General features: G+C 42.9%; 14 protein-coding genes, 13 tRNA genes, 4 rRNA genes and 1 other annotated feature. Of the genes, 4 read left to right on the forward strand and 27 right to left on the reverse strand.

Annotated elements, in window-relative coordinates; genetic code table 11:
* Window positions 1-45 precede the first annotated feature (45 nt).
* Together IE337_RS07430 and IE337_RS07435 are read left to right on the forward strand one after the other, a co-directional pair.
* Window positions 46-1,272, forward strand: coding sequence for an NCS2 family permease (locus IE337_RS07430; RefSeq protein ID WP_191136330.1), 1,227 nt, complete (start codon window positions 46-48; stop codon window positions 1,270-1,272).
* A gap of 86 nt (window positions 1,273-1,358) precedes the next feature.
* Entirely contained in the window at window positions 1,359-1,853 is a 495-nt protein-coding gene (locus tag IE337_RS07435; protein ID WP_191136331.1) for a GNAT family N-acetyltransferase, read from the forward strand.
* A 12-nt stretch (window positions 1,854-1,865) separates the two neighbouring features.
* On the opposite strand, the gene IE337_RS07440 is transcribed toward IE337_RS07435, so the two are convergent.
* The 9 genes from IE337_RS07440 to IE337_RS07480 form a co-directional block, all read right to left on the reverse strand.
* Window positions 1,866-2,732 (reverse strand): phosphotransferase, encoded by an 867-nt coding sequence (locus IE337_RS07440; RefSeq protein ID WP_191136332.1) that lies wholly within the window; start codon window positions 2,730-2,732, stop codon window positions 1,866-1,868.
* Window positions 2,733-2,763: 31 nt separating this feature from the next.
* Complete coding sequence (locus IE337_RS07445; protein ID WP_341480677.1) at window positions 2,764-3,234, reverse strand: GNAT family N-acetyltransferase; 471 nt, start codon at window positions 3,232-3,234, stop codon at window positions 2,764-2,766.
* A 61-nt stretch (window positions 3,235-3,295) separates the two neighbouring features.
* A tRNA-Leu gene (locus IE337_RS07450) sits at window positions 3,296-3,380 on the reverse strand.
* A gap of 49 nt (window positions 3,381-3,429) precedes the next feature.
* Window positions 3,430-3,514: transfer RNA gene (locus IE337_RS07455), tRNA-Leu, on the reverse strand.
* 48 nt (window positions 3,515-3,562) lie between these two features.
* Window positions 3,563-3,636, reverse strand: a tRNA-His gene (locus IE337_RS07460).
* Between the two features lie 16 nt (window positions 3,637-3,652).
* Window positions 3,653-3,723: transfer RNA gene (locus IE337_RS07465), tRNA-Trp, on the reverse strand.
* A gap of 7 nt (window positions 3,724-3,730) precedes the next feature.
* Window positions 3,731-3,803, reverse strand: a tRNA-Phe gene (locus tag IE337_RS07470).
* Between the two features lie 10 nt (window positions 3,804-3,813).
* Window positions 3,814-3,887 (reverse strand) — tRNA-Asp (locus IE337_RS07475).
* Window positions 3,888-3,889: 2 nt separating this feature from the next.
* Window positions 3,890-3,962, reverse strand: a tRNA-Val gene (locus IE337_RS07480).
* A 168-nt stretch (window positions 3,963-4,130) separates the two neighbouring features.
* Between IE337_RS07480 and IE337_RS07485 the strand changes: the two genes are divergently transcribed.
* Window positions 4,131-4,201: transfer RNA gene (locus tag IE337_RS07485), tRNA-Cys, on the forward strand.
* Window positions 4,202-4,249: 48 nt separating this feature from the next.
* Here IE337_RS07485 and IE337_RS07490 read toward each other — a convergent pair.
* From IE337_RS07490 to gnd, 6 genes are all read right to left on the reverse strand, one after another.
* On the reverse strand, window positions 4,250-4,822 hold the full coding sequence (locus IE337_RS07490) for a xanthine phosphoribosyltransferase (RefSeq protein ID WP_057746897.1): 573 nt from the start codon (window positions 4,820-4,822) through the stop codon (window positions 4,250-4,252).
* A gap of 11 nt (window positions 4,823-4,833) precedes the next feature.
* Window positions 4,834-6,117, reverse strand: coding sequence for a nucleobase:cation symporter-2 family protein (locus IE337_RS07495; RefSeq protein WP_191136333.1), 1,284 nt, complete (start codon window positions 6,115-6,117; stop codon window positions 4,834-4,836).
* Between the two features lie 244 nt (window positions 6,118-6,361).
* Window positions 6,362-7,627: a tyrosine--tRNA ligase gene (gene tyrS, locus IE337_RS07500; protein WP_191136334.1), complete on the reverse strand. Its 1,266-nt coding sequence runs from the start codon at window positions 7,625-7,627 to the stop codon at window positions 6,362-6,364.
* Window positions 7,628-7,703: 76 nt separating this feature from the next.
* Window positions 7,704-7,900, reverse strand: a binding site (T-box leader).
* A gap of 50 nt (window positions 7,901-7,950) precedes the next feature.
* On the reverse strand, window positions 7,951-8,586 hold the full coding sequence (locus IE337_RS07505; RefSeq protein WP_057746904.1) for an NAD(P)H-binding protein: 636 nt from the start codon (window positions 8,584-8,586) through the stop codon (window positions 7,951-7,953).
* Between the two features lie 386 nt (window positions 8,587-8,972).
* Window positions 8,973-9,668, reverse strand: a complete 696-nt coding sequence (locus IE337_RS07510; protein ID WP_112468084.1) for an FGGY family carbohydrate kinase — start codon at window positions 9,666-9,668, stop codon at window positions 8,973-8,975.
* 110 nt (window positions 9,669-9,778) lie between these two features.
* On the reverse strand, window positions 9,779-10,690 hold the full coding sequence (gene gnd, locus IE337_RS07515) for a phosphogluconate dehydrogenase (NAD(+)-dependent, decarboxylating) (protein ID WP_191136335.1): 912 nt from the start codon (window positions 10,688-10,690) through the stop codon (window positions 9,779-9,781).
* Window positions 10,691-10,847: 157 nt separating this feature from the next.
* On the opposite strand from gnd, the gene IE337_RS07520 reads away from it, so the two are divergent.
* Window positions 10,848-11,690 (forward strand): MurR/RpiR family transcriptional regulator, encoded by an 843-nt coding sequence (locus tag IE337_RS07520; protein ID WP_057746909.1) that lies wholly within the window; start codon window positions 10,848-10,850, stop codon window positions 11,688-11,690.
* A gap of 36 nt (window positions 11,691-11,726) precedes the next feature.
* Here IE337_RS07520 and IE337_RS07525 read toward each other — a convergent pair whose 3' ends face one another.
* From IE337_RS07525 to hslO, 12 genes are all read right to left on the reverse strand, one after another.
* The gene (locus IE337_RS07525) at window positions 11,727-12,371 is read right to left on the reverse strand and encodes a hypothetical protein (protein WP_057746911.1); all 645 of its coding nucleotides are present in this window, start codon (window positions 12,369-12,371) and stop codon (window positions 11,727-11,729) included.
* Between the two features lie 68 nt (window positions 12,372-12,439).
* Window positions 12,440-12,512: transfer RNA gene (locus IE337_RS07530), tRNA-Asn, on the reverse strand.
* Window positions 12,513-12,519: 7 nt separating this feature from the next.
* Window positions 12,520-12,636: ribosomal RNA gene (rrf, locus tag IE337_RS07535) — 5S ribosomal RNA — on the reverse strand.
* A gap of 116 nt (window positions 12,637-12,752) precedes the next feature.
* Window positions 12,753-12,825, reverse strand: a tRNA-Thr gene (locus IE337_RS07540).
* Between the two features lie 7 nt (window positions 12,826-12,832).
* Window positions 12,833-12,905: transfer RNA gene (locus tag IE337_RS07545), tRNA-Asn, on the reverse strand.
* Window positions 12,906-12,912: 7 nt separating this feature from the next.
* A 5S ribosomal RNA gene (gene rrf / locus IE337_RS07550) occupies window positions 12,913-13,029 on the reverse strand.
* A gap of 96 nt (window positions 13,030-13,125) precedes the next feature.
* Window positions 13,126-16,042, reverse strand: a 23S ribosomal RNA gene (locus IE337_RS07555).
* Between the two features lie 201 nt (window positions 16,043-16,243).
* A tRNA-Ala gene (locus IE337_RS07560) sits at window positions 16,244-16,316 on the reverse strand.
* 7 nt (window positions 16,317-16,323) lie between these two features.
* Window positions 16,324-16,397: transfer RNA gene (locus IE337_RS07565), tRNA-Ile, on the reverse strand.
* A 93-nt stretch (window positions 16,398-16,490) separates the two neighbouring features.
* A 16S ribosomal RNA gene (locus IE337_RS07570) occupies window positions 16,491-18,068 on the reverse strand.
* Together the 16S, 23S and 5S rRNA genes with 5 tRNA genes alongside form the textbook arrangement of a ribosomal RNA operon.
* A 416-nt stretch (window positions 18,069-18,484) precedes the next feature.
* Window positions 18,485-19,969 (reverse strand): lysine--tRNA ligase, encoded by a 1,485-nt coding sequence (gene lysS, locus IE337_RS07575; protein ID WP_057747097.1) that lies wholly within the window; start codon window positions 19,967-19,969, stop codon window positions 18,485-18,487.
* Between the two features lie 100 nt (window positions 19,970-20,069).
* Window positions 20,070-20,960: an Hsp33 family molecular chaperone HslO gene (gene hslO, locus IE337_RS07580; protein ID WP_191136336.1), complete on the reverse strand. Its 891-nt coding sequence runs from the start codon at window positions 20,958-20,960 to the stop codon at window positions 20,070-20,072.
* Window positions 20,961-21,038 lie beyond the last annotated feature (78 nt).

Consider the following 21,038-nt stretch of genomic DNA (forward strand, 5'->3'; position numbering starts at 1 on the left):
CATGCACTGTTTTTTCAGTAGCTTAATGTTTTTAGGAGTAGTACTGTGAAATTTTTCAATTTACGGGCCAATCATACTGACGTCCGGACTGAAGTATTAGCTGGTTTTACCACCTTTATTTCAATGTCATATATTTTGTTCGTTCAACCAGCAATGTTAGCTCAAGCTGGTATGGATAAAGGGGCGGTCTTCACGGCCACAGCCGCTGTATCTATCTTTGGTACCTTGATGATGGCTTTCATTGCCAATATGCCAATTGCCATTTCAACTGGTATGGGAATCAACTCAGCTTTCGTCTTCTCAGTTGTTTTGCAACAAGGATACTCATGGCAAGAAGCATTGAGCGCTATGCTCTTGGCTGGATTGCTATATTTAATCGTTGTGATAACGCCAATTCGGGACTGGATTATTAATATTTTCCCAAATGACTTAAAGTCAGCCATTAGTGCGGGAATTGGTTTATTAATTGCCACAATCGGATTAACGGGGAGTGGCTTAATTGTTGCTGATCCCGCAACTTTCACAACAATGGGATCATTAACATCACCACAATCATTATTAACGATTGCTGGCGTATTGATTACACTAGCTTTGTACTATTACCGCATCCCCGGGGCTATTTTCCTTGGGATGATGGTGACGACAATTCTCGGGCTCGTAACAGGTCTTGTGCATGCACCAGGTCAAGTTGTCTCATCAGTTCCCAGTTTGAAGCCTACGTTTGGTGTAGCCTTTAGCCACCTACCAAGCGTTATGAACTGGCACATTCTACCAATTGTCCTAACGTTCTTCTTAGTAGCTTTCTTTGATACGACTGGTACAATTTTAGGTGTACAAAAGCAAATGGGAACCGATCGCGATACAAATAAGTCCTTAATTGCTAGTGCGCTTGGTAACATTAGTGCAGCTATCTTCGGAACTTCACCCGCTACCGCCTTTGTTGAATCAAACGCCGGTGTGTCAGCTGGCGGACGGACTGGACTCACTTCAGTCGTTGTCGCTATTCTATTTGCACTTTCACTCTTCTTCTCACCTTTGCTCACAATGATTACACCACAAATCACAGCTAGTGCTTTGATTGTGGTGGGTGTCTTGATGCTAGGTAATCTAAAGGATATTGATTGGAATAACTTCAAGATTGCGGCTTCTGCCTTCTTGATTGTTCTTGGAATGCCTCTTACGCACTCTATTAGTGATGGTATCTTACTTGGTGGCGGTGTCTACCTTGTCTTGAGTGCCCTTGACTGGATTAAAAAACAATTTACTAAATAAGCGTAATAAAAAAGCCGGAGCTAATTGCTCTGGCTTTTTTTGTATGATATTTTAAAAACATATTCTACAGCATTGAGGGGGCCATCATGCAATTAGTTCAAGCGACCGCAGCTGATTTACCGATCATTGTCAGATTCTATCACCAGTGCTTTAAATCGCTCTATGAAAAATATCATGATGATGCCACAAGTCCTTATCTCGAAACAAGTGACTCAATATCACAAAAATTAACAGCACCACATAGCGCGTTTTATTTCATTCAAACACCAAGTCAAAAAGTGGGGCTTATTCGTATTATCTTTGATTCCAGCAAATCCAATGCGCGCATTTCGCCACTCATGATTGTACCCGAATTCGAAGGACAGCACTATGCGCAGCAAGCACTTCATCTAATCGAAGAATACTTCTCAAATATCGAAACCTTTGAGATTGATACCATTAAACAAGAAGCAAAATTACTTCATCTTTACACAAAATGTGGCTATGTTATCGATTCATCAAAACGCGAGACCCTTCAACCTGGTATGGACCTCGTATTTATGCAGCGTAAAAACCCTTACTATGAGCGCACTATCAATTAATATTTCTTATGCTCAGATAGCTGGATGGACTTGTCCATTCAAAAAACAACGACAATCAGAAAGCATTGTCTCACCCAACATTTGAAACAATTTATCATCCACTCTTTCAGTATATTTTATAATTCCAATGGCCGTATAAAAAACACAATACCATCGCAAATGTTCAGGAATTTCAGCCAAACTAGCTACCGTCTCATAACCTTTTTTAAAGCTATCCATTAACCCATTATCTAATTTAAAATCCTGATAGAACAACTTCACAAAATCTAAATATTGCACACCTTTTTTTGCCCGTTCAAAATCAATGAAACTCAAGTCCGATGCTACAATTTTAAAATTACGTACACTAACATCGCCATGAAGTACGACTGAATGTGATGAAATCTTCTGCATAATGTGTGGATAATTCTTCATAAAGTCACGTTGCAACTGTTCAAGTGCCATCCGAGTTTCTACAATATGAACCTGTTGTATCCCCTCGGTTACCACATCAGTTAAATCAACAATGCTTGGCAGCCCATCAAATGGCATGACGGTTTTATGGAACCTACCCAACTGAAGTCCAAGCTCAAACACTATTTGACTATCATCCCCCCTAAAATCAATATTTTGTGGATTTATATCCTTTAAAACCAACCCATATATAAAGTCCGTTATTTTTTCATCCAACTGAAATTCACCAATATAACGATCATTTAATTGTTGATTAACCTCTCGTTCTACAACGAATTTGGTATGATTCACTTTCCGATATAGTTTCAAAAAAACCTTTTGTTGATATTTACTTGAATATCCAACATACGTGCGATTAAGCGACTCATGTTCGATTTCTTTTACATTCATTCCAAAGTTGTTCGCAATAGTGGTATTTAAATCCATTTCGATCCCCAACTATCTTTACTCTCAAAAATTACAAGCTATCTCGTTTATTACTCTCTGATTCAACACCTTGTTTCACCATATCAATATGCGGGATGCCATCTTCCAAGTACTCGTCTGAAACAGCCTCAAAGCCAAATGAAGCGTAAAATGACGTCAAATACGACTGAGCTTGAATATGAACCGGTTGACCAGGAAACCGCTCTTGAATCGCCTCTAAGACGCCCTCAATTAATGTACGCCCCAGACCTTTACCGCGTTCATCGCTAACCACCAAGACACGACCAAAATGAACGCCATCTTGACTAAGGTAAATCCGGGCATATGCAACAAGTTGATGATTTTCAATCACTCGCACATGCAATCCATCAAAATCAGTCCGATCAACTTCCTGATAAGCACAATTTTGTTCAACCACAAATACAGATGTGCGTGCCTCAAAAATTTCAACTAATTCAATTGGTGCCAACTCACTTGTGTGCTTCACATTTAGTTCCATCATCGCCATCCCCATTTTTTGTACAAAAAAAGCATCAGCCTAAAGCCAATGCTTGATTTAAATATGCCGTCGGTGGGAATCGAACCCACACTCCCAAGAAGGGAACTGGATTTTGAGTCCAGCGCGTCTACCAGTTCCGCCACAACGGCATGTTCATTATTTAGATAAGCTTGCATGTTTTCCTTTTGGAAAACGTGATGCCGTCGGTGGGAATCGAACCCACACTCCCAAGAAGGGAACTGGATTTTGAGTCCAGCGCGTCTACCAGTTCCGCCACAACGGCATATCTAAATAATAAAATAACAATCGAAATCATATCCCTGATTTCAAGGGCGATTGATGGGATTCGAACCCACGCATGCCGGAACCACAAACCGGTGTGTTAACCAACTTCACCACAACCGCCATAAAATTGTATAAGCAGGGGTAGAGGGAGTCGAACCCCCACCGACGGTTTTGGAGACCGTTGTTCTACCATTAAACTATACCCCTATCAAAGTGGCGCGAGGCGGAATCGAACCGTCGACACTACGAGCTTCAATCGTATGCTCTACCAACTGAGCTATCGCGCCATAAAAAAAACGGTCACAACGGGGTTCGAACCCGTGATCTCCTGCGTGACAGGCAGGCGTCCTAACCAACTAGACCATGCGACCAATGGACGATACAGGGATCGAACCTGTGACCCCCTGCTTGTAAGGCAGGTGCTCTCCCAGCTGAGCTAATCGTCCATCATTTTGTTTTTGAAACACCTCTCGGCATCTCAACAACAAAAATTATTATACCTAGGATATGAGAACATTGCAAGCTCTTTTTTAAATTAATTTCAATTTATTTTTGTATTCGCTTAGCGTTGCATGTTTAGGGACTTTCTTATATAATAGAATTTGCTTGTTTATGGTGGTGTAGCCAAGTGGTAAGGCAGTGGTCTGCAAAACCGTGATCGTGGGTTCGATTCCCATCACCACCTTAATTTAAATAAAAACAGCGGATGTTCAATTGAACATCCGCTGTTTTTTTAGTCTGCAAATTCAACTTGTCCATCATTGAAAGCTGAAATACGCGCCAATGATTCCACATGAAGTCCGGCTTCGTCCAACAATTGACGACCCTTTTGGAAAGTTTTTTCAATAACAATTCCGACACCAACCAATTCAGCACCAGCTGCATCGACAATTTCCATCATCCCTTGTACAGCTTGACCATTGGCTAAGAAATCATCAATCAACAAGACGCGTTCTCCCTCATTGATAAAACGCTTATCCACGATGATATGATTCGTTTCTTGTTTTGTGAATGAGAAGACGTCTGCCGTATAGTTTTCGGCTGAGAGCGTCAACGATTGCTTCTTACGGGCAAATACCATGGGTACATCCAAATCCAAGGCAGTGAATACCGCTGGCGCAATACCAGACGATTCAACCGTCAACACTTTATCAATTTTTTCGTCGCGGAAAAGACGGGCAAATTCTTCTCCAAGTTGTGCCATTAACTTAGGATCCACTTGATGATTGAGGAAATTGTCTACTTTTAATACATCTTCCCCCAACACACGCCCATCTTCACGGATACGATCTTCTAATAACTTCATGTCATACTCCCTTAATTATCTTTGCGGCCTGGAATAATAATATTCAAAGCAACCGCCATAACTGACGTTACAACCACAGCATTCTCAATGACCAAACGAATTAGTTCAGGTAATTTTTGGAACACTTGCGGGTAAACGGTAATACCGATTCCTGCGCCAATTGATAGTGCTGCAATCATCAAATTACGATCTTGACCAAAATCAACTTGGTGCAAAATGGTAATACCTTGTACTCCGATTGTACCAAATAGGACTAGCATCGCACCACCCAAAGCCGATGATGGAATCATCGTCGCTAGGGCACCAAATTTAGGTAGTAGTCCAATAATTAACAACATTGCGGCTGCATAATAAATTGGACGCTTTGATTTTACACCAGACAACCGTACAACACCCACATTTTGTGAGAACGTTGAGTACGGGAAGGTACTGAAGATACCTGATAGCATTACTGCCAATCCTTCAGAACGATAACCACGTGCCAAATCCTTCTCCGTTAAATCAGTGCCTGTTAAGTCAGCCAAGGCAAAATAAACCCCAGTTGATTCAATTAATGAAGTCAGCGCAACCACAGACATTGTAATAATTGCTGAAAGATGGAATGTTGGAACACCCATATAAAATGGTGTTGGTAAATGGAACCATGAAGCTTGTAATACCGGTTCAATTGAAACATGGCCTAAAAAGGCCGCGAAAATCGTTCCAATAATGATGCCTAGTAATACCGCGATAGCTTTCAAAAAGCCTTTTGCAAAGATGTTCAATACGACAATCGTCACAATGGTCACCAAAGCAATCGTTAAATCAGGCATATTCCCAAAACTAGCAGCCTTTGGATCACCACCACCAATGTTTTGAATGGCAACCGGAACTAAAGCAAACCCAATCACAGTAATCAAGGATCCGGTCACAACTGGTGGGAAAAAACGACGTAACTTAGCAAAAATACCAGCAATTAAGAAGACGAAAACACCAGCACCAATTGTGGCACCATACATTGCACCAATTCCTAATGTACTTCCGATATTAACTAACGGCGTCACCGTTTGAATCGCTGACCCAATCACCACCGGTAGACCGATTCCAGTAAAACGCGTTACCTTCAATTGCAAGAGCGTCCCAATTCCAGTCATGAAAATATCAGCTGAAATTAACACCGCCATTTGCGTTGCTGAAAAATGTAAGGCTGCACCAATCATTAATGGGACGAGTACCCCACCTGAATACATTGCCAAAACATGCTGAATCCCTAAAATAAGCGATTCAAGTCGATTAGGTTGTTTAACCGTGTCCATGTGTTCCTCCTCAGAAACTGTCCCAATCAAAAATGGTGCATAAAAAAAGCCATTCAAAAAAGAATGGCTTCAAAAATACTAAGTGAGTAGTCTATGTCTCGGGACATAGGTATGAACTCGTTGGCCATTCTCCAACCATTATACTCATAGGACTTGTTATTTAATATCCATAGTATAACAATAATTCGGATTTTTGGCTAGTATTATTTAATATTTAATTTATCGTTCGTGTTTTGATGCAAAATTAAGCTGATTGCACTTTACCAACAGCCCACTTCTTCTTTCCACGCTTTACAATGACGTATTTACCATCAAAAGCAGCCTTTGGATCGATGATTGTTTCGACATCCTTAATTTGCTCACCATTAATGCGGATAGCACCATTTGTAACAGATTCGCGGGCACGTGTCTTTGATGTTTCAAGACCAGCAGCCACAACCAAATCTAAGATACCTACAGGTTCGTTACCAATTTCAAAAGTTGGTACATTTCCAGCCAAAGCTGCTACATCATCAGTTGAAAGACTCGCAACATCAGCATTACCAAACAACACATCAGTCATCTTTTCAGCCGTTTCTAACGCAGCTTTTCCGTGAACAAATTCAGTCACTTCTTCGGCCAAACGACGTTGTGCTTTGCGGGCTGCAGCATCTGTCTTGGTTTCGGCAACCAATTCGTCAATTTCAGCCTCTGGTAAGAACGTAAAGAACTTCAACATCTTTTCAACGTCATCATCAGCTGTATTCAACCAGAACTGGTAGAATTCAAATGGTGTCGTCTTTTCCGGATCCAACCATACGGCCCCACCTTCAGTCTTACCAAACTTAGTTCCATCAGACTTCAATAACAACGGTACAGTCAATCCGTAAGCTTCGGCATCGCTACCTTCAAGCTTATGGATCAAATCAACCCCACCCGTGATGTTTCCCCATTGGTCAGAGCCACCTAATTGCAAACGTACATGTTCACGTGTCCACAATTCATGGAAATCAATGGCTTGTAAGATTTGATATGTAAATTCAGTAAATGAAATTCCAGCATCCAAACGTGAGGCCACAACATCCTTAGCCAACATGGTGTTGATTGGGAAAAGCTTTCCGTAATCACGCAAGAATTCGATCAATGACAATTGACCCAACCAATCCTTGTTGTTCACAATTGTAAAACCATCTTTTCCGAATAGCTTTTCCATTTGCTTACTCATCTTAGCAACGTTAGCGGCAACTTGGTCATCCGTCAACAATTGACGTTCTGACTTCTTACCAGATGGATCACCAATTGAACCCGTTCCACCACCGACAACGATAACTGGGCGTTGTCCGGCCAATTGGAATCGCTTCAAAACCATGAAAGGAATCAAGTGCCCAATGTGCATTGAATCGCCAGTTGGATCGATTCCAACGTATACTCCAATTTGTTCTTTATCCATTAATGCAAGCAGACCAGCGGGGTCTGTTTGTTGGTTGATGGCTCCTCGCCAAGCAAGTTCTTGTAAAATATCCTCAGTCATATCGCTGACCCTCCAAAAAGTTTTAGTATATGTGCTTGATTGGAACAGAAAAAGCGCCCCAATCAGCGAAAAAACTGATTAGGACGCTTATTTTAAGCGCGGTACCACCTAATTTGCCACAATCACTTGTGACCACTTATCTTGCTCATAGCGCTGAGCGAAACGTGCAAACTTGTATGATGAATGTAATTCAGATGATGCTTTGGCACGGTTTGCATCAGCCACCGTGTTTCTGAATTTCCAAAGCAACGTCCTACTATTTTCATCTTTGCGATACGATGATTATAGCACGCTAATTAAAAAAATGCACCGCTATTTGTTTTTTATTTATCTGAAACCGTGAAACGGGCCATCTTAAATTGTGGTTGCTCGATTTCATCCATGACAGCCCCTGCTAAGTTACCTGATGTAACATGTGACTTGCCGTCACTAGCATGCATCAAATGATCTTTACCCAAGACGTATTCAGTCTTAGGACCCTCTGTGTATTCGTTCTGAGCTGAAATGGCGGTCCAGTTAACATCCCGTGTGCTTAGTAATACTTGTAACTCAGTAACCCCATAACGTGGTTCATCAACCCATGCAGCTGCATCTGGCAAGGTCTTTAGGAAGTCATAGACATAACTGCCATCTTCTTGCAAAAGTGGACCAGCACCCAAAATAAAGAACATGCGAACATCATGATGACGTGTTTGATGAATCAAGTGTGTCAACACATCTAAGTTTTGTTCTGGCTCAGTATGATTAGCAAATGCATCAATCACGACGTCAAACTGGTCTAATTGCGTCCCTGTGATAGCAAAGGCGTCTTCAACGATTAATTGGGCATCTGATCCCAAAACGTCCTTACCGCGTGTCTCATTGCGAACAAAACCGGTAACATCGTGTCCACGGTTAATCGCTTCGTTGTATAGCGCTTTACCGGTCATACCAGTTGCGCCAATAATTCCAATTTTCATGTGTGCTACCTCTTTTTATCTTTGTATTCAACTTACTAAAGATAAGTATATCACGTTTGCGTACAAAAAACAGAGTCTCTCTCGCTAAACGAGTGCAGACTCTGTCATGTGGCATAGACCACCACGTACTATGCCACTTTTTCACCATATCATGTTCATAGGTACCACCCCATCAACAATCCCCTTCCTTAAAGCCATCATCCACATGACTTTAAGGAATCTTTTTCTCCGACCAATGTTAAGCTCTTCACCTCTTAACATCAGCCATCACTGGACGGCAAGGCATCGCACCTTCAATCCCTTGAGATTGCAGTCCTGGATCATCACTTCCTGACTAACCGCATCTCCAGCAACAAAAAATATTATAGCACAGTCTTTTTACAAGATTAATGCATTTTAAAGTTTGTAGCATCAGTAATCATTTCTGGTAACCAATCAACATCCAAACGTCCAGTCAATTCATCCTTAGAAACAAGATCAGGTAATTGTTCCACACGTAGACCAGTTAAGGCTAACGCTTGACCGTCCCAAGTAGCATATTCTGTATTATAAAATCCAGTTCGTGCTGCAAACGCAGCGTCGGTTGTATTTTGTCCGAATAACAAATAGACCATATATTCACGCAATGTCATATAGTGCGCAGCATGTGCATAAATTTCTGGTTCTTCGTTTTTCAGACGCAACGTAATAATTAGCGGAAGTGTCACCGCTAGCGGCACTCCTGTTTTACGTTGCAACTGTCCACCAATTCCATTCATCATTAACGCTTCGATAAAATGTGCGTCGGTGTCCTTACCCATCAAAATTGGGGTCAATGGGTTAAAATTCTCATCCAATGCCATCCAACCGTTCATGATATTTTTAAAATATACTTGTTGAATTTCGTCATTATGTTGAAGAATATTTTCAAGATGAGCGAAGGCACTTTTCACAGTAGTCAAAAACTCATCTAAGTTTAGTACGGTTACTGCAAAATCGTGTCCTGCATAGGGCGTATGGATATTTTGTACTTGTCCGTTTTCGTCAGCTAAGACGACATCGATACCCAGCGGGTTAATATCGACTAGTAATTCATATTTCATATTGTATGTCCTCAACTTTTCTGTATCTATTATACCGTATCGTCAAATAGATACACAAAAAAACATCTAATCAAAATTGACTAGATGTTTTATTTCATGTAATTTTTAAATTACTTTCCTGAAGGATCAGTAGCGTGACCACCGAATCCGTTACGCAAAGCTGAAACAACCTTACCTGAGAAAGTATCTTCTTGCAATGAACGGTAACGAACCATCAATGAAGTTGTGATGATTGGTGCAGGAACTTCCAACTTCAAAGCTTCTTCGGCAGTCCACTTACCTTCACCAGATGAGTGCATACGACCTGAGATAGCTGAAAGCTTAGGATCCTTGGCGAACTGTTCTTCAGCCAATTCCATCAACCATGAACGGATAACTGATCCGTGGTTCCACAACTTAGCAACTGCTTCGTAGTCGTAGTCGAATTCTGAGGCTTCCAAGATTTCGAATCCTTCGGCGATGGCTTGCATCATTCCGTATTCGATACCATTGTGAACCATCTTCAAGTAGTGACCTGAACCTAGCTTACCAGTGTACAAGTAACCATCTTCTTCGGCGATATCATTGAACAAAGGTTCAAGAGTCTTCCACGCTTCAGCATCATCTCCACCGATCATGAAGTTTCCACCGTTACGAGCACCGCTCATTCCACCAGAAGTACCTGCATCGAAGAACTTGATACCAGCAGCAGTAGTGCGCTTGTTTTGTTCCAAGTTGTCGTGGAAGTTTGAGTTACCACCATCAATGATGATATCTCCTTCGTCCATCTTTTCGATCAAAGTATCGATAGTTGAGTTAGTTGGTGCACCAGCTGGTACCATTACCCAAACGATCTTTGGTGATGGTAGCTTTGCCAACATATCATCGATAGAATCTGAAGCAGTAACCTTATCAGAATAGTCTGCAGCTTCCTTAACAAATTCAGGGTTCAAGTCGAATGCAACAACTTCGTTTCCGTTGTCAACACTGTTCTTAACCAAGTTCAAGCCCATCTTACCAAGGCCGATCATCGCGAACTTCATGTCATATACCTCTTTTTTTCTTTTTGTTTTATTCAACATGTCTATTATAATGCAAAAGATTTTCATAATGCAAGCCTTTTATTGTAAAATGTTTACATATATATAATAAGTGCGTATACTAAACTTCTACAAACAACAAATAAGGAGCCCAATATCCATGCAACAATCAGGTTTTGCACGCATTAAATCGTTGCGTGATCAACTTTCTGGGTCTGACAAAAAAATTGCTGACTATATCTTAGACCACGCTAATTCCGTTCAAGGTTTGACCATTAAAGGGCTAGCTGATGCGGTAAATGTTTCAACAGCCACTATTTCTCGTTTTGTAAAACGAATTGGATTTTCATCATTCCGTGAATTTTCACTTAGCTTAACGGCGGTCATGCAACCCGATAACGCTTTTTTCGGTGAAATTGAAAATAATGATGATACAAATGCCATTGTTAATAAAGTTTTCAAAGGAGGCGAAAATGCCTTATCATCAACTTTCAATCTAATTCCCACTGAAAGTTGGGATACCGCCTGCGCTTGGATTATCAATGCCCGAAAATTAGGCTTTTTCGGTATTGGTGGTTCTTCCATTGTCGCCTTAGACGGTTATCACAAGTTTTTACGAACGCCAATTGATGCGGAACAACATCCAGATTATGATGTGCAGCTTATGCAAGCTGTTCGGATGCGTGATACCGATGTTGCGATTGTTGTCTCACACTCAGGTCGCAATCTGGACACACTAAAAATCACCCGACAATTAAAAGCCAACAATGTAAAAGTCATTGCGATTACCGCTTATGTTAATTCAACGCTAGCTAAGCTAGCGGACCTAGTGTTACCTAGTTCTGCTGAAGAAATTAACATTCGAAGTGAATCAATGTCATCGTTGTTAGCCCAATTAGCAATTATTGATAGTCTCTTCACCCTCGTTGGTGTTCATCTTGGTCCAGATACACTGGAAATTGTAGATAGCATTCGTCAAGCCATCGACCACACTCGTGAATAAAGCAAAAGACCGTAACCAATATAGTTACGGTCTTTTTTATACATACTTTTTAACTTCTGCCAACCATTGTTGGCTACCCGCATCTAGTTCTAACGGTTCATCCAATTGGACGGTCTGGTTCAATTCTGCCACCTTCGACCAATCAATGTGGTTTTCGACCACGAAACTTTGGGCGAGCTGTTCAACTTGTGCGTCAGTCGTTTTATGGAGTTGCTCTGGTGTCTGCTTGAATTGATTAATAAACCAATTACTTGCTAATTTTTGTGCCACCAGCTCAGTAAATTGTAAGTCTGAAAGATCATCTTCAAGAATAATCCGTTGACTTAACGGAATCGCAGGAATTTCTTTGAGCATGAATGTTTTGGTTTGAGGCCAACTATCCGCAACAATTTTATAAAACTGCCACGGAACATTGACATCAATTTGCTGAAGCGTTTGCTGTAGTTGCGTATGGAGCGACCATGGATTACCATTCCCGAGCACCATAAACTCCTGCAACAATCGTCCATTAGTCTCCTCAATGAGGGCGGGCGCTTTATTAACCAAGTGATGTCTAACCAAAATAAAGTCCATCATTTGTGCTGGGGCAATTGTTTGAGTTTGCTTGAGCTGAGCTTGTTTAGCTTTGTATTTTTGATGCTTTTGTTGTTTAACTTGTGCAAACTTCCCTTGCTTTACCATACTCACAACTCCCCTTCTTTAATCTAGCAAAAAACACCCTAGTTGCAATAACTAAGGTGCTTTGATGACTCCGAATGTCGGGCTCGAACCGACGACAACACGATTAACAGTCGTGTGCTCTACCAACTGAGCTAATTCGGAATAATATGCATCGCGACGTCCTATCCTCGCAGGAAGAGATCCTCCAACTACTTTCGGCGCTATTGAGCTTAACTTCTGTGTTCGGTATGGGAACAGGTGTGGCCTCAATGCCATCATCACGACACGTGTCTTGCAAACTTACAATTAATAATTCTAACCATAAGCCGATTGTATGTCAACTGGTAACCTATATCGGCAGTAATAAAAAAAACCAGAACAATGTTCCAGTCATTTTTATCATGCCGACTGGGGGATTCGAACCCTCGACCTACGGTTTACGATACCGTTGCTCTACCAACTGAGCTAAGTCGGCATACAAACTCCGAATGTCGGGCTCGAACCGACGACAACACGATTAACAGTCGTGTGCTCTACCAACTGAGCTAATTCGGAATAATAAGCATTGCGACGTCCTATCCTCGCAGGAAGAGATCCTCCAACTACTTTCGGCGCTATTGAGCTTAACTTCTGTGTTCGGTATGGGAACAGGTGTGACCTCAATGCCATCATCACAACACGGTGTTGATGAGACTTACGTCTCTCAAAACTGAATCATATTATGTATCTTATTTTCATTTCATTAATTGAACCGTACACCAACGTTTTGTTCAACTTGGTTAAGTCCTCGAACCATTAGTACTAGTCCGCTCCATGCGTCGCCGCACTTCCACTTCTAGCCTATCTACCTTGTCATCTACAAGGGGTCTTACTTCATAAAGAATGGGAAATCTCATCTCGAGGCGAGTTTCACACTTAGATGCTTTCAGCGTTTATCTCATCCGTACATAGCTACTCAGCGATGCTCCTGGCGGAACAACTGATACACCAGAGGTACGTTCACCCCGGTCCTCTCGTACTAAGGGCAACTCCTCTCAAATTTCCTACGCCCGCGACGGATAGGGACCGAACTGTCTCACGACGTTCTGAACCCAGCTCGCGTACCGCTTTAATGGGCGAACAGCCCAACCCTTGGGACCGACTACAGCCCCAGGATGCGATGAGCCGACATCGAGGTGCCAAACCTCCCCGTCGATGTGGACTCTTGGGGGAGATAAGCCTGTTATCCCCAGGGTAGCTTTTATCCGTTGAGCGATGGCCCTTCCATGCGGAACCACCGGATCACTAAGCCCTACTTTCGTACCTGCTCGACTAGTCAGTCTCACAGTCAAGCTCTCTTGTGCCTTTACACTCTGCGAATGATTTCCAACCATTCTGAGAGAACCTTTGGGCGCCTCCGTTACCTTTTAGGAGGCGACCGCCCCAGTCAAACTGCCTGCCAGACACTGTCTTCCACCACGCTTAGTGGTGTGAGTTAGAGTGGTCATACAACGAGGGTAGTATCCCACCTGTGCCTCCATCGAAACTAGCGTTCCGACTTCAACGGCTCCTACCTATGCTGTACAAGCTGCACAAACACTCAATATCAAGCTACAGTAAAGCTCCATGGGGTCTTTCCGTCCTGTCGCGGGTAACCCGCATCTTCACGGGTCTTTAAATTTCACCGAGTCTCTCGTTGAGACAGTGCCCAGATCGTTACGCCTTTCGTGCGGGTCGGAACTTACCCGACAAGGAATTTCGCTACCTTAGGACCGTTATAGTTACGGCCGCCGTTTACTGGGGCTTCAATTCATACCTTCGCTTGCGCTAAGCACTCCTTTTAACCTTCCAGCACCGGGCAGGCGTCAGCCCCTATACGTCATCTTACGATTTTGCAGAAACCTGTGTTTTTGATAAACAGTCGCCTGGGCCTATTCACTGCGGCTCAGCTTTCGCTGAGCACCCCTTCTCCCGAAGTTACGGGGTCATTTTGCCGAGTTCCTTAACGAGAGTTCACTCGCTCACCTTAGGATGCTCTCCTCGACTACCTGTGTTGGTTTGCGGTACGGGCAGGTAAACACTAACTAGAAGCTTTTCTTGGCAGCGTGACATGGCGGACTTCCCTACTTTATTTCGGTCCTCATCATAACTTGTCCTTAAAGAGTCAAGCTTTTAACTCAACTCAAGACTTGTTATTTAACCCAGCATATCCATCAGCTGGGATCCGTTAGCCTTCTGCGTCCCTCCATCGTTCAAACATGTTCACCTGGTACAGGAATCTCAACCTGTTATCCATCGACTACGCTTCTCAGCCTCGCCTTAGGTCCCGACTAACCCTGGGAGGACGAGCCTTCCCCAGGAAACCTTAGTCATACGGTGGACAGGATTCTCACCTGTCTTTCGCTACTCATACCGGCATTCTCACTTCTATGCGCTCCACCAGTCCTCACGGTCTGACTTCATCGCCCATAGAACGCTCTCCTATCGCGCCACTTACGTGGCACCCGTAGTTTCGGTGGTGTGTTTAGCCCCGGTACATTTTCGGTGCAGAATCACTCGACTAGTGAGCTATTACGCACTCTTTAAATGGTGGCTGCTTCTGAGCCAACATCCTAGTTGTCTATGCAACTCCACTTCCTTTTCCACTTAACACACACTTAGGGACCTTAACTGACGATCTGGGCTGTTCCCCTTTCGACAATGGATCTTATCACTCACTGTCTGACTCCCGGACATACGTGATTGGCATTCGGAGTTTATCTTAATTTGGTAACCCTAGATGGGCCCCGCACCAAAACAGTGCTCTACCTCCAACACGCTTCATTCCGAGGCTAGCCCTAAAGCTATTTCGGAGAGAACCAGCTATCTCCAAGTTCGATTGGAATTTCACCGCTACCCACACCTCATCCCAACATTTTTCAACATGTACGGGTTCGGGCCTCCAATGCGCTTTACCGCATCTTCACCCTGGACATGGGTAGGTCACCTGGTTTCGGGTCTACAACAACATACTTAAGCGCCCATTTCAGACTCGCTTTCGCTACGGCTCCGGTCTTTCCACCTTAACCTTGCATGTTATCGTAACTCGCCGGTTCATTCTACAAAAGGCACGCTATCACCCATTAACGGGCTCTAACTTCTTGTAGGCACATGGTTTCAGGAACTTTTTCACTCCCCTTCCGGGGTGCTTTTCACCTTTCCCTCACGGTACTGGTTCACTATCGGTCACTAGGGAGTATTTAGCCTTGCGAGATGGTCCTCGCGGATTCCGACCGGATTTCACGTGTCCGGCCGTACTCAGGATCCTACACGGGAGATTGCTTACTTTCGCATACGGGGCTATCACCCTGTCTCGCTCAGCTTCCCAGCTGATTCTGCTAATAAACAATTTTGTAACTCCACAATGGTAGTCCTACAACCCCAACATGCAAGCACGTTGGTTTGGGCTCTTCCGATTTCGCTCGCCGCTACTGTCGGAATCGATTTTTCTTTCTATTCCTGTTGCTAATGAGATGTTTCAGTTCACAACGTCTACCTTCAATTTAGCTATGTATTCACTAAATGATAACTTGTATAAACAAGTTGGGTTTCCCCATTCGGAAATCTCCGGATCAAAGCTTACTTACAGCTCCCCGAAGCATATCGGTGTTAGTCCCGTCCTTCATCGGCTCCTAGTGCCAAGGCATTCACCATGCGCCCTTAATAACTTAACCTATCAACTTGCGTTGATGATTCAAGTTTGAGTATTGTGGCTCAAAGGCCACAAGCGATTTAAACTAATTTAAAAAACTCAAAAAATTACGCGGTGTATTTTTTCGGCTCAATTTAATTATAATAATTAATTGAAATGAATTTAAAATTTAAATATGATTCAGTTTTCAAAGATCTAAGTCCTTGTAACCCGAAGGTTACAATGGAGAATAGCGGGATCGAACCGCTGACCCCCTGCTTGCAAAGCAGGTGCTCTCCCAGCTGAGCTAATTCCCCAATAGAATGGGACTGAGAGGGCTCGAACCTCCGACCTCACCCTTATCAGGGGTGCGCTCTAACCAGCTGAGCTACAGTCCCGAGGTTTTAAAATCTCTCGTCTATTCTGAGTGTAAACCACTCAAAACTGAATATCGTTTCAACGCAAATGTATAGGCTTCCGATTTTCCTTAGAAAGGAGGTGATCCAGCCGCAGGTTCTCCTACGGCTACCTTGTTACGACTTCACCCTAATCATCTGTCCCACCTTAGACGGTTGGCTCCTAAAAGGTTACCTCACCGGCTTTGGGTGTTACAAACTCTCATGGTGTGACGGGCGGTGTGTACAAGACCCGGGAACGTATTCACCGCGGCGTGCTGATCCGCGATTACTAGCGATTCCGACTTCATGTAGGCGAGTTGCAGCCTACAATCCGAACTGAGACAAGTTTTAAGAGATTCGCGTACCCTCGCGGGTTAGCTGCTCGTTGTACTTGCCATTGTAGCACGTGTGTAGCCCAGGTCATAAGGGGCATGATGATTTGACGTCATCCCCACCTTCCTCCGGTTTGTCACCGGCAGTCTCACTAGAGTGCCCAACTGAATGCTGGCAACTAGTAATAAGGGTTGCGCTCGTTGCGGGACTTAACCCAACATCTCACGACACGAGCTGACGACAACCATGCACCACCTGTCACTTTGTCCCCGAAGGGAAAGCTTCATCTCTGAAGTGGTCAAAGGATGTCAAGACCTGGTAAGGTTCTTCGCGTTGCTTCGAATTAAACCACATGCTCCACCGCTTGTGCGGGTCCCCGTCAATTCCTTTGAGTTTCAACCTTGCGGTCGTACTCCCCAGGCGGAGTGCTTAATGCGTTAGCTGCGACACTTAAGGGCGGAAACCCTCAAACATCTAGCACTCATCGTTTACGGTGTGGACTACCAGGGTATCTAATCCTGTTTGCTACCCACACTTTCGAGCCTCAACGTCAGTTACAGTCCAGAGAGCCGCCTTCGCCACTGGTGTTCTTCCATATATCTACGCATTTCACCGCTACACATGGAGTTCCACTCTCCTCTACTGCACTCAAGTTATCCAGTTTCCAAAGCACTTCCACAGTTAAGCTGTGGGCTTTCACTTCGGACTTAAATAACCGTCTGCGCTCGCTTTACGCCCAATAAATCCGGATAACGCTTGGAACATACGTATTACCGCGGCTGCTGGCACGTATTTAGCCGTTCCTTTCTGGTAAGATACCGTCACACACTGAACAGTTACTCTCAATGTCATTCTTCTCTTACAACAGTGTTTTACGAGCCGAAACCCTTCATCACACACGCGGCGTTGCTCCATCAGACTTTCGTCCATTGTGGAAGATTCCCTACTGCTGCCTCCCGTAGGAGTATGGGCCGTGTCTCAGTCCCATTGTGGCCGATCAGTCTCTCAACTCGGCTATGTATCATTGCCTTGGTAAGCCATTACCTTACCAACTAGCTAATACACCGCGGGACCATCTCTTAGTGATAGCAAGACCATCTTTTAACTAATAACCATGCGGTTATTAGTGTTATACGGTATTAGCACTTGTTTCCAAGTGTTATCCCCTGCTAAGAGGTAGGTTTCCCACGTGTTACTCACCCGTTCGCCACTCTTTGCAATGTCCATCGTCATATCTGAGCAAGCTCTTCAAATCAGTTGGACCACAAAGCGTTCGACTTGCATGTATTAGGCACGCCGCCAGCGTTCATCCTGAGCCAGGATCAAACTCTCATTTTGTACTTACTTCATAAATGAAGAAAGGTTTCAAAAGCTTGATATTACTCAATTTTTCTTTTTGTTGTTTAACAGATTGTTAAACGAATTTACTAGCGAATTGACTTCGCAAATGTTTGCACCAAATAAATTTGGTGACCCTACACATTTGTTTATATCGAAACGATATTCAGTTTTCAATGATCTACTTGTTGGTCGGGATAACTCCCTGACGCAACTTTTATATTATAGCAACTATCTGGTTAATCGTCAATGTTTATTTTCGATTAATTCAAACGTTTTATTTATAATGTTACGTCGTCACAGCTCGTGACAACTCTTAAGATAATACAGATTTTAACCATTAATGTCAATCACTTATTTAGATTAATTGTACAAAAAAATAACCCACCGAAATTCGGCGAGTTATTTCAAGTTTATTAACGCATCGTTGGGAATAACAAGACGTCACGAATTGATTCTGCATCAGTTAATAGCATAACCAAACGATCGATACCGATACCCAGTCCACCAGTAGGTGGCATACCGTATTCAAGAGATTCAACGAAGTCTTCATCAATACCTTCGGCTTCATCGTTTCCGGCAGCACGCTCCGCAGCTTGCGCCTCAAAACGCTCACGTTGGTCGATTGGATCATTCAATTCAGTAAAGGCATTTCCATATTCAGCACCAACAATGAACAATTCAAAACGGTCAGTAAAACGATCATCTTCAGCATTCTTCTTTGCCAGAGGTGATACTTCGACTGGGTGTCCGTATACGAAAGTTGGTTGAATCAATGACTTCTCAACAAATTCTTCAAAGAATTCATTGATGATGTGCCCTACAGTCCAGTAATCTTCATACTTAACATGATGTTCATCGGCAACTTGACGTGCCTCTTCAACTGTCATTGGTTGCCAGAAGTCGACACCAGTCTTTTCTTTAATCAAGTCGACCATGTGCTTACGAGCAAATGGCTTACCTAAATCAACCTCAGTTCCTTGGTAAGTAATCTTCAAATCATCAGACACAACCTTTGTTGCGGCTTTAAAGATGTTTTCGGTTTCCGTCATAACATCATCAAAATCCCAGTAAGCTGCATATGTCTCCATAACAGTAAATTCAGGATTGTGCTTTTGATCCATTCCTTCGTTACGGAACACACGTCCAATTTCATAGACACGTTCCATACCACCCACAATCAGACGCTTCAAATGCAATTCAAGCGCGATTCGTAGATACATATCGATATCTAAAGCATTGTGATGTGTAATGAACGGACGGGCTGAAGCTCCCCCGGCTGAATTTTGAAGCATTGGTGTCTCAACTTCAATGAAACCATCTTGATTCATGTAATCACGAATTGCTGTGATGATTTGTGAACGCTTATAAAAGCGATCGTACGTGTCATCATTTGCAATCAAATCAAGGTAACGTTGACGGTACTTTGTCTCAACGTCTGTTAAACCGTGATACTTATCTGGCAATGGACGTAGCGCCTTTGACAAGTGTGTGATTTCTTCAACATTAATTGAAAGTTCACCCGCACGTGTCTTCATTACAGTTCCCTTGAAGCCTAAAATATCACCCAAGTCAGACTTCTTGAACCATTCGTAAACATCCTCACCCACAACGGGCTTTTGGACAAACACTTGGATACGACCTGTACGATCTTTAATATCAGCAAAAGTAATCTTACCTGAACGACGCTTGGTCATCATACGTCCTGCAATTTTAACTTCATGGTGTCCAGCTTCAAGTTCCTCAGTAGAAACATCGTCGTATAACTCATGTAGTTGTTCTGCTGTATGTGTCCGGTCATAACGATGACCAAAAGGATCAATTCCCGCTTCACGCATTTCGTCAGCTTTTTGACGGCGTGAAATCATTTGATCATTTAATGACTCTTGTTGATCTGCCATTGTGTACCCCTTTATATGTTTTAAATTAATTCGGTTTTCGTAAAAATAGCCTTCTTAAGTTTGCCAAGCTTAGCGAATTTTTGCAAGCCCTAAACCAACATTATTTGTCTTCGGCTTCACTAATTAACGCTTGTAATTCCTCAGCATTAAAATCGATTTCTTTACCTGTAAAACGATCCGTAATCTTAACACCATGATCTTGGTCTAACATTTCTTGCAAATCTGCTACAGGCAATGTTTCAAGCATTTGTGCATAACGTGCTTTTGAAGTTTCTGGATAAGAAGTAACTGGTGTTGCATCGACCTGTTCCAAATCCTTGGCACCAAATAATTGATCCAACAGTTCCATTGGCACATGGTTATTTTCCAAAATTGAAGCAATTGATGGATAATGTTGGAGCTTTTCTTCCAATGTATCCAAATCAGCATCTGCTGCATCAGGTAGCGCAGACACGATGAACCCTCCGGCAGAAATGACGTTTCCATCACTATCGACTTCAACTGACACAGCAACAGCTGAAGGAATTTGTTCTGACTTAGCCATGTAGTAGGTTAAGTCATCACCAATTTCACCAGTTGCAAGTTGAACCTTACCCGTGAATGGTTCCATGTCTTCGCCCATATCCTTGGTCACTGTCAAATAACCATCAACACCAACGGCAGCACCAACATTTTCTGAACCATCTTCATTCAATGGCAACGTTACTTCAGGATTTGAAACATAACCTCGAACTTGCCCCTCCGCAGATGTTTCAACAACAATCTTACCAGCTGGTCCATTCCCATCAATTGTTAAAACAAGACGATCATCATCTTTTAATAAAGCATTTGAAAGTAGTAATCCACCAATTAAGGCACGCCCTAAAATTGTCTTACCTAGGTTTGAAGCCTTTTGATTTTCTGTAATCTTTTGAACCATGTCTGTTGCGTCAATCGCAATAGCACGGAAAGCATTATTTTTCGTTATGGCACGCACTAATTCATCAGTCATATTAATTCTCCTTCTGTTCACATTTTGTTATGTGCTATTATACGCTATCTCACGGCATACTTTAATCATTAAATACAA

Source organism: Weissella viridescens, from assembly GCF_014789145.1.
In the GTDB taxonomy this organism is placed as follows: Bacteria; Bacillota; Bacilli; order Lactobacillales; family Lactobacillaceae; genus Weissella; species Weissella viridescens.

What these genes read in the sequence shown, in the direction of transcription:
- IE337_RS07495 (WP_191136333.1), bottom strand. Translation starts at nt 6,117, where the DNA reads ATGGACACGGTTAAACAACCTAATCGACTTGAATCGCTTATTTTAGGG.
- IE337_RS07490 (WP_057746897.1), bottom strand. Translation starts at nt 4,822, where the DNA reads ATGAAGTTATTAGAAGATCGTATCCGTGAAGATGGGCGTGTGTTGGGG.
- IE337_RS07525 (WP_057746911.1), bottom strand. Translation starts at nt 12,371, where the DNA reads ATGGTAAAGCAAGGGAAGTTTGCACAAGTTAAACAACAAAAGCATCAA.
- tyrS (WP_191136334.1), bottom strand. Translation starts at nt 7,627, where the DNA reads ATGACTGAGGATATTTTACAAGAACTTGCTTGGCGAGGAGCCATCAAC.
- gnd (WP_191136335.1), bottom strand. Translation starts at nt 10,690, where the DNA reads ATGAAGTTCGCGATGATCGGCCTTGGTAAGATGGGCTTGAACTTGGTT.
- IE337_RS07435 (WP_191136331.1), top strand. Translation starts at nt 1,359, where the DNA reads ATGCAATTAGTTCAAGCGACCGCAGCTGATTTACCGATCATTGTCAGA.
- IE337_RS07505 (WP_057746904.1), bottom strand. Translation starts at nt 8,586, where the DNA reads ATGAAAATTGGAATTATTGGCGCAACTGGTATGACCGGTAAAGCGCTA.
- IE337_RS07440 (WP_191136332.1), bottom strand. Translation starts at nt 2,732, where the DNA reads ATGGATTTAAATACCACTATTGCGAACAACTTTGGAATGAATGTAAAA.
- IE337_RS07445 (WP_341480677.1), bottom strand. Translation starts at nt 3,234, where the DNA reads ATGATGGAACTAAATGTGAAGCACACAAGTGAGTTGGCACCAATTGAA.
- IE337_RS07520 (WP_057746909.1), top strand. Translation starts at nt 10,848, where the DNA reads ATGCAACAATCAGGTTTTGCACGCATTAAATCGTTGCGTGATCAACTT.
- IE337_RS07510 (WP_112468084.1), bottom strand. Translation starts at nt 9,668, where the DNA reads ATGAAATATGAATTACTAGTCGATATTAACCCGCTGGGTATCGATGTC.
- lysS (WP_057747097.1), bottom strand. Translation starts at nt 19,969, where the DNA reads ATGGCAGATCAACAAGAGTCATTAAATGATCAAATGATTTCACGCCGT.
- hslO (WP_191136336.1), bottom strand. Translation starts at nt 20,960, where the DNA reads ATGACTGATGAATTAGTGCGTGCCATAACGAAAAATAATGCTTTCCGT.